The sequence below is a fragment of the Allorhizocola rhizosphaerae genome, assembly GCF_003426775.1.
Lineage (GTDB): Bacteria > Actinomycetota > Actinomycetes > Mycobacteriales > Micromonosporaceae > Allorhizocola > Allorhizocola rhizosphaerae.
The window spans coordinates 1-6,966 of record NZ_QJUG01000332.1 but is presented as its reverse complement, the minus strand read 5'-3'; the positions used below and the strand labels follow the sequence as shown (position 1 = coordinate 6,966).

Here is a 6,966-nt window from a genome sequence, read left to right as displayed (position 1 = left end):
GCCCACGCCCCACCTCGCGCCCCACCCCACAAACACCGCACCCCACCCACAAACGCCGCACCACGCCGCGCCCACAAACACCGCGCCGCGCCCCACCCAGGACGCGGCGCGTTCATCGCACACCCCGCTCAGCCCAACGAAATCTCGTCCCCGTCAATCTTCAGTGCCTTCTCGGGCAACGGTTTGGTGGCTTGACCTCCGCGGACTGATCCGTCCGCAATAGAGAACCTGCTGTTGTGACAGGTGCAAACGATGGCTTCATTCTCCACTTTGGAGACTGGGCATCCCTGATGTGTGCAGATGTTGTCGAAACCGCGAAAGGTGCCCGCCGTGGGTTGCGTGACCACGACGCCCTGCTCGCCGAAGATTTTGCCGCCACCCACGGGGATGTCCGACTTCTTGGCCAGCGTGGCGGAGGCACCGCCGGCGGTGGTCGGGGTGGGCTGCGGGTTGCCGCCGGTCGTCGGAGTGGTGCTGGGCGTCTCGTTGCCGCCGCAGGCGGCGATAAGCGACGCGGCGCCGATCGCACTCGCCCCGGCGATCAGCGCTCGCCGGCTCGTGGGGGACTCGTGCTGGTCTGTCATGCTCACACCTTCCAGATCGATCACACCTTAGCGGTGGCCTTGGTCTTCTTGCGCGGTGTCGTCGCCACCGGAGCAGTGCCCAGCAACGGCCGCAAGAACTGCGCGGTGTGGCTCTCATCGACCTTGAGGACCTCCTCGGGCGTGCCGGTGGCGACCACCGTGCCGCCGCGGTGCCCGCCCTCGGGGCCCATGTCGATGAGGTAGTCGGCAGACTTGATCACGTCGAGGTTGTGCTCGATGACGATCACCGTGTTGCCCTTGTCCACCAGACCCTGCAGCACCAAAAGCAGCTTGCGGATGTCTTCGAAGTGCAAGCCCGTGGTCGGCTCGTCGAGCACGTAGACCGTGCGCCCGGTCGAGCGCTTCTGCAGCTCGGAGGCGAGCTTGACCCGCTGGGCCTCGCCTCCGGACAGCGTGGGCGCGCTCTGCCCGAGCCGCACATAGCCCAGCCCGACGTCGACCAACGTCTTAAGGTGCCGATGGATCGCCGGGATCGCCTCGAAGAAGCCGGATGCCTCCTCAATCGGCATCTCCAGCACCTCCGCGATGGTCCGGCCCTTGTAGTGAACCTCCAAGGTCTCCCGGTTGTACCGGGCTCCCTTGCATACTTCACAAGGCACGTACACATCGGGGAGGAAGTTCATTTCGATCTTGATGGTGCCGTCACCGGCGCAGTTTTCGCAGCGGCCGCCCTTGACGTTGAACGAGAACCGGCCGGGCCCGTAGCCTCGCACCTTGGCCTCGGTGGTCTCGGCGAACAGCTTGCGGATGTGATCGAACACACCCGTGTAGGTCGCGGGGTTGGACCGCGGCGTGCGCCCGATCGGCGACTGGTCGACGCCCACGACCTTGTCAACGTGCTGCAGCCCGGTGACCCGGGTGTGCCGGCCCGGCACCATGCGCGCCCCGTTGATCTGGTTGGCCAGCACCGTGTAGAGGATGTCGTTGACCAGCGTGGACTTGCCCGAACCGGAAACCCCGGTCACCGCGATGAACTGCCCGAGCGGGAACGCCACGGTCAGGTTGCGCAGATTGTGCTCCCGCGCGCCGACCACGGTCAGCTCGCGCCCGCCGACCCGTGGCCGCCGCTGCGCGGGCACCGGGATGCTCTTGCGCCCGGCCAGGTAGGCCCCGGTGACCGACTCCTTGTTGGTGAGCAGCTGCTTGTAAGTCCCGCTGTGCACGATCCGGCCGCCGTGCTCCCCCGCGCCCGGCCCGATGTCGACGATCCAGTCGGCCGTGCGGATCGTGTCTTCGTCGTGCTCGACCACGATCAGTGTGTTGCCCAGCTCGCGCAGGCGGACCAGGGTCTCGATCAGCCGGTGGTTGTCGCGCTGGTGCAGCCCGATCGACGGCTCGTCGAGCACATAGAGCACGCCCACCAGACCCGAACCGATCTGCGTCGCGAGCCGGATGCGCTGCGCCTCGCCGCCCGACAGCGAGCCGGCCGACCGGGCAAGCGACAGGTAGTCGAGCCCGACATCGATCAGGAAGCGCAGCCGCGCGTTGATCTCCTTGAGGACGCGCTCGGCGATGAACCGCTGCCGATCGGTCAGCTCCAGCGACGCCAGCTCCTCGGCCGCCTCGCCCACCGACAGCGAGCACAGCTCGGCGATGTTGCGCCCGCCGACCGTGACCGCCAAGACCTCGGGCTTGAGCCGCGCCCCGCCGCACACCGAGCACGGCACCTCGCGCATGTAGCCCTCGTATTTTTCGCGAGACCACTCGCTGTCGGTGTCGGAGTGCCGCCGCTCCAGCCACTGCACCACGCCCTCGAAGCCGGAATAGTACGAACGCTCGCGCCCGTATTTATTGCGATAGCGCACGTGGACCTGATCCTCGGCGCCGTGAAGGATCACCTTCTGCGCCTTGGCCGAGATCTTGCGCCACGGCGTCTCCATCGTGTAGCCGTATTGCTCGCCGAGCGCAGCCAGCAGGCGGTTGAAGTATTCCATCGTGTGGCCGCCCGACCACGGGGCGATCGCCCCCTCGCCCAGCGACTTCTCCGGGTCGGGGATGATCAGCTCGGGATCGACCTCCTTCTTGGTGCCCAGACCGGTGCACTCGGGGCAGGCGCCGTAGGGCGCGTTGAAGGAGAAGACCCGGGGCTCAAGATCTTCGATGCCCAGGGGGTGCTCGTTAGGGCACGCCAGGTGCTCGGAGAACTTGCGCTCGCGATGCTCGTCGCCCTCGGGCAGGTCGACGAACTCCAGCACCACGATGCCGCCGGCCAGGCCCAGCGCGGTTTCGACCGAGTCGGTCAGCCGCTGCTTGGCGCTCCCCTTGACCGCGAGCCGGTCGACGACCACCTCGATGTTGTGCTTTTGCTGCTTGTTGAGCTTGGGCACCTCGCCGAGCGGATAGACCTTGCCGTCGACCCGGGCCCGCGCGAAGCCCTTGGACTGCAGCTCGTGGAACAGGTCGAGATATTCGCCCTTGCGGCCGCGCACCACCGGGGCCAGCACCTGGAAGCGGGTGCCCTCCTCCATCGCGAGCACCCGGTCGACGATCTGCTGCGGCGTCTGCCGGCTGATCGCGTGACCGCAGATCGGGCAGTGCGGCTGGCCCACCCGGGCGAACAGCAGCCGCAGATAGTCATAGACCTCGGTGATGGTGCCGACCGTCGAGCGCGGGTTGCGCGACGTCGACTTCTGATCGATCGAGACGGCGGGCGACAGGCCCTCGATGAAGTCGACGTCGGGCTTGTCCATCTGCCCGAGGAACTGGCGCGCATAGGACGACAGGGACTCCACATAGCGCCGCTGACCCTCGGCGAAAATGGTGTCGAACGCCAGGCTCGACTTGCCCGAGCCGGACAGCCCGGTAAACACGATCATCGCCTCGCGCGGCAGATCGAGGCTCACGTCGCGCAGATTGTGCTCGCGCGCCCCACGAATGACTAGACGGTCCATCACGGCCGCCACCCTAGACCGGCCGTATGACATTTAGCGCAGCAGCACGTCAACCCCACGGCGGCAACTCTAGCCGCGGGGTCTGACAGCCACGCGGACACGTGGTGCTGTCGGGTCGCGGACAGCCCGCATGTCCGGATCATGAGCCATGGTTGAATCCGGCTCATGCTTGACATGCAGCCCGATGATCAGCCCGTTCCCCCGGCTCGGACGCGGCTGCGCAAGCTGCTGTTCGTCGCGGGCATCCTGACCGGCGTGCTGCTGCTGGTGTGCGGGGGCGGGGCGATCGCGCTGCGCATGTACGTGGGGTCGGTCGAGGGCGACGTCGACCGGGTTGATGCTTTCCAGGGGGTACCGGAACAGGCCCGCCCGTCGAAGGCGCCGACCAACGCGCTGAACATCCTGGTGCTCGGCAGCGACTCGCGGGCCGACCGCGATCTGGACAACGACGGATCCGCCCGCACCGACACGATCATCCTGGTGCACATCCCGGCCGATCGCCAGACGGCGCAGCTCATCTCGATCCCGCGCGATTCCTGGGTACACATTCCGGGAAAGAAATTCCATAAAATCAACGCCGCATACGCCTTCGGCGGGACCCCGCTGATGGTCCAGACCGTCGAGAGTTTCACCAACGTGCGCATCGATCACGTGGTACTCATCGACTTCTTTGGTTTCAAGGAGGTCATCGACGCGCTCGGCGGGGTCGACATCGAGGTGGAGCGGGAGTTCAAGTCGAGCCATCCGCCGTTCCGCGTGTTCCGCAAGGGCATGCAGCACATGAACGGCGAGGTGGCCCTGGACTATTCGCGGCAGCGCAAGCAGTTCGCCGACGGCGACTTCAGCCGGATCGAGCACCAGCAACAGGTGATCAAGGCGGTCATGGAGCAGGCGGCGTCGGCCGGGCTGCTCTCCGACATCCCGCGACTCAACTCCTTCCTGCGCGCGACGGCCAACGCGCTGACCGTGGACCAGAACATGTCCCTGTTCGACCTCGCGCTTGAGCTTCGCCAGCTGCGCAGCCACCAACTGAAGTTCATCACCAGCCCGTCGCGCGGTACGGGCATGGAGGGCAACCAGAGCGTGGTCTACGTGGACGAACCCAAGGCCCGTGAGTTGTATGCAGCTGTGAATGCCGATCGTGTGCCATAACGGGTTGGTTTCCTCAGGCGAAGCCTGACTGGCGCCACCAACATCGCCCGCGCCAACCGCCACCACGCCCGTGGCGCCATCCGACCACTGGCCCTACCGGGCATCACCTAACGACTTCGCCGGGGACCTGGCTAAAGCACGGCGTTGGATTGGGCGCAGGCGCGGAAGTACTGGGCGCTCAGTTTCGGTGTGCGCCGCTGGGTCTCGTAGTCGACGCGATAGAGGCCGAACCGCGGGCGCAGGCCGAGCGTCCATTCGAAGTTGTCCATGGTGGACCAGTGGAAGTACCCGCGTACCGGCACACCCTCGTCCGTGGCCCGCTGCAGCTGCGTCAGATACGCGCGCAGCCACACGATCCGGTCCGAGTCGTTCTCCATGCCGTCGATGTCCGGCTGTGTGCCCACGGCACCCGGCTCGTGCGTGAACGGGCCCCCGCTTTCGGTGATGTAAATGTCGCCGACGTGCCACAGGTCGGCCAAAAGCCGTGTGCCCCAATACATCGACTCGGGCGTGAGCCGCAGCGACAGCGCTCCTCCCGGCCACGCGACACGCGGGTGCACGCTCTGATACGGAACCATCGCAAACCCGAGGGACGTGTCGGCCGCACGCACAATGTGGTGTGCCGCATAGATGTTGGTGCCCACGAAGTCCAGCGGGCTGCTGATCGCCTTGAGATCGTCATCGGTGAACCTCGGCGCGTCCCGGCCCTGCTCGTACAGGAACCCGTCGGTGTACTTGCCCTCCAGCATCACCGTGAGGTACCCGGCGTTGAGCTCGCGCGTGGCGACCGCGGCCGCACGGATGTGCTCCGGCGTCTCGATCACCGGGATCGCAGTGATCACCTGTTCGGCCGGGCCGACCCTGACTCCAGCAGAAGCGTTGGCCCGGATCGCCTGCACGGCCAGGCCGTGGCCGAGCACGGCGTGGTGGCGCACCTGGTTGAGCTGGGCGGGTGCCAGGCGCAGGCCAGGCGCGAGCCGCCCGCTGCCGTGGCCCATCTCGACGAAGCTCGAAAACTCGTTGATGGTGAAGAAATTGCGCACCCGGTCGGACAACCGCCCGGCGACATATCCCGCGTAGTCGGCGAAGGCCTGCGGCGTCTCGCGCGACTGCCAGCCGCCGTGCCGCTGCTGCAAGCTCTGCGGGAGATCCCAGTGGTACAACGTGGCAAAAGGCTCGATGCCGTTGGCGAGCAACTCGTCGACAAGCCGGCGATAGAAGTCGAGACCCTTGGGGTTGGGCTTGCCCGTGCCCTCCGGAAACACCCGCGGCCAGGCGATCGAGAAGCGGTACGCGTTTGCCCCGAGCTCCGCCATCAGCCGGACGTCCTCGCGATATCGGTGATAGTGGTCCACCGCCACATCGGCATTCGTGCCGTCCGCGATCGCCCCCGGAGTGTGGGCGAACACGTCCCAGATCGACGCCCCGCGCCCGTCTTCAGCGACCGCACCCTCGACCTGGTAGGCGGCCGTCGCCGTACCCCATAGAAAACCGTCCGGGAATGTCCGCGCAGCAGCCATCTTCGTCCCCCTCGCCATCATTGTGGTGCCGGCTTGCGCGACGTGGGGCCGATTTTCCAGATTCAGGTGGGTATCACGGACGCCCACGGTGTCGCGAACGCCTCCGCCGGCGTTCGAACTCGACCTCGCGGTGCAGCTTGACCCAACTGGCCCAGCGCCGGTGGGACAGCTCACCACTGGCCAGCGCGAGCGCCACCGCACACCCCGCCTCGCCCTGATGACGGCAGTCCGGATATTTGCACCGGCTGGCGAGCTCGACCACGTCCTGGAACGTCATATCGATGCCCTGCACGCCCTCCAGCAGCCCGACGGCCCGAATGCCCGGCGTGTCGAGGATCGCGCCCCCGCCCGGGACGGGGATCAGCGCGCGGTGTGTGGTCGTGTGCCTGCCCTTGCCGTCCACGCGCCGGATCGCCTGCGTGGCCATGACGTCCGCGCCGACGAGCGCATTGACCAATGCGGACTTCCCCGAGCCGGACGCGCCGATGAGACCGAGCGTGCAGCCGCGCTTCACCAAGGGGCGCAAGGCTTCCATGCCGTCGCCGCGCTCGGCGCTGACCGGGATCACCGGCACACCGGGGGCGATCTCCTCCAGGTGTTGGGCTATCAACGACCCGTCATAGGTCAGGTCGCACTTGGTGAGGATGACGCACGGGCGGGCGCCCGAATCCCACGCGAGCGCGAGCAGCCGCTCGATGGTGGCCAGCTCGGGCGTCGGATCGACGGATGCCACCACGGCCGCCGTGTCCATGTTGGCGGCGAGCACCTGGCCCACGGCGGCCTTGCCGGCCGTGCGCC

Annotated in this window: 5 protein-coding genes; 1 reads left to right on the top strand and 4 read right to left on the bottom strand. The window is 67.1% G+C overall.

Annotated features, from left to right (window positions below; translation table 11 throughout):
* Positions 1-128: 128 nt before the first annotated feature.
* Together DM816_RS39070 and uvrA are read right to left on the bottom strand one after the other, a co-directional pair.
* Positions 129-584 carry a Rieske (2Fe-2S) protein gene (locus DM816_RS39070; RefSeq protein ID WP_117215520.1) on the bottom strand — a complete coding sequence of 152 codons (456 nt, stop codon included), beginning with the start codon at positions 582-584 and terminating at the stop codon, positions 129-131.
* A 20-nt stretch (positions 585-604) separates the two neighbouring features.
* Positions 605-3,499 (bottom strand): excinuclease ABC subunit UvrA, encoded by a 2,895-nt coding sequence (gene uvrA, locus DM816_RS39065; RefSeq protein ID WP_117215519.1) that lies wholly within the window; start codon positions 3,497-3,499, stop codon positions 605-607.
* Between the two features lie 162 nt (positions 3,500-3,661).
* Here uvrA and DM816_RS39060 point away from each other — a divergent pair, with 162 nt between their 5' ends.
* Complete coding sequence (locus tag DM816_RS39060) at positions 3,662-4,648, top strand: LCP family protein (protein WP_117215517.1); 987 nt, start codon at positions 3,662-3,664, stop codon at positions 4,646-4,648.
* A 131-nt stretch (positions 4,649-4,779) separates the two neighbouring features.
* On the opposite strand, the gene DM816_RS39055 is transcribed toward DM816_RS39060, so the two are convergent.
* Both DM816_RS39055 and rsgA read right to left on the bottom strand, forming a co-directional pair.
* The gene (locus tag DM816_RS39055; RefSeq protein WP_211589050.1) at positions 4,780-6,168 is read right to left on the bottom strand and encodes a GH1 family beta-glucosidase; all 1,389 of its coding nucleotides are present in this window, start codon (positions 6,166-6,168) and stop codon (positions 4,780-4,782) included.
* 73 nt (positions 6,169-6,241) lie between these two features.
* Positions 6,242-6,966 (bottom strand): ribosome small subunit-dependent GTPase A (gene rsgA / locus DM816_RS39050; protein WP_117215516.1); only part of this gene is annotated, 725 nt, incomplete at its 5' end.

What these genes read in the sequence shown, in the direction of transcription:
- DM816_RS39070 (WP_117215520.1), bottom strand. Translation starts at nt 584, where the DNA reads ATGACAGACCAGCACGAGTCCCCCACGAGCCGGCGAGCGCTGATCGCC.
- DM816_RS39060 (WP_117215517.1), top strand. Translation starts at nt 3,662, where the DNA reads ATGCTTGACATGCAGCCCGATGATCAGCCCGTTCCCCCGGCTCGGACG.
- DM816_RS39055 (WP_211589050.1), bottom strand. Translation starts at nt 6,168, where the DNA reads ATGGCTGCTGCGCGGACATTCCCGGACGGTTTTCTATGGGGTACGGCG.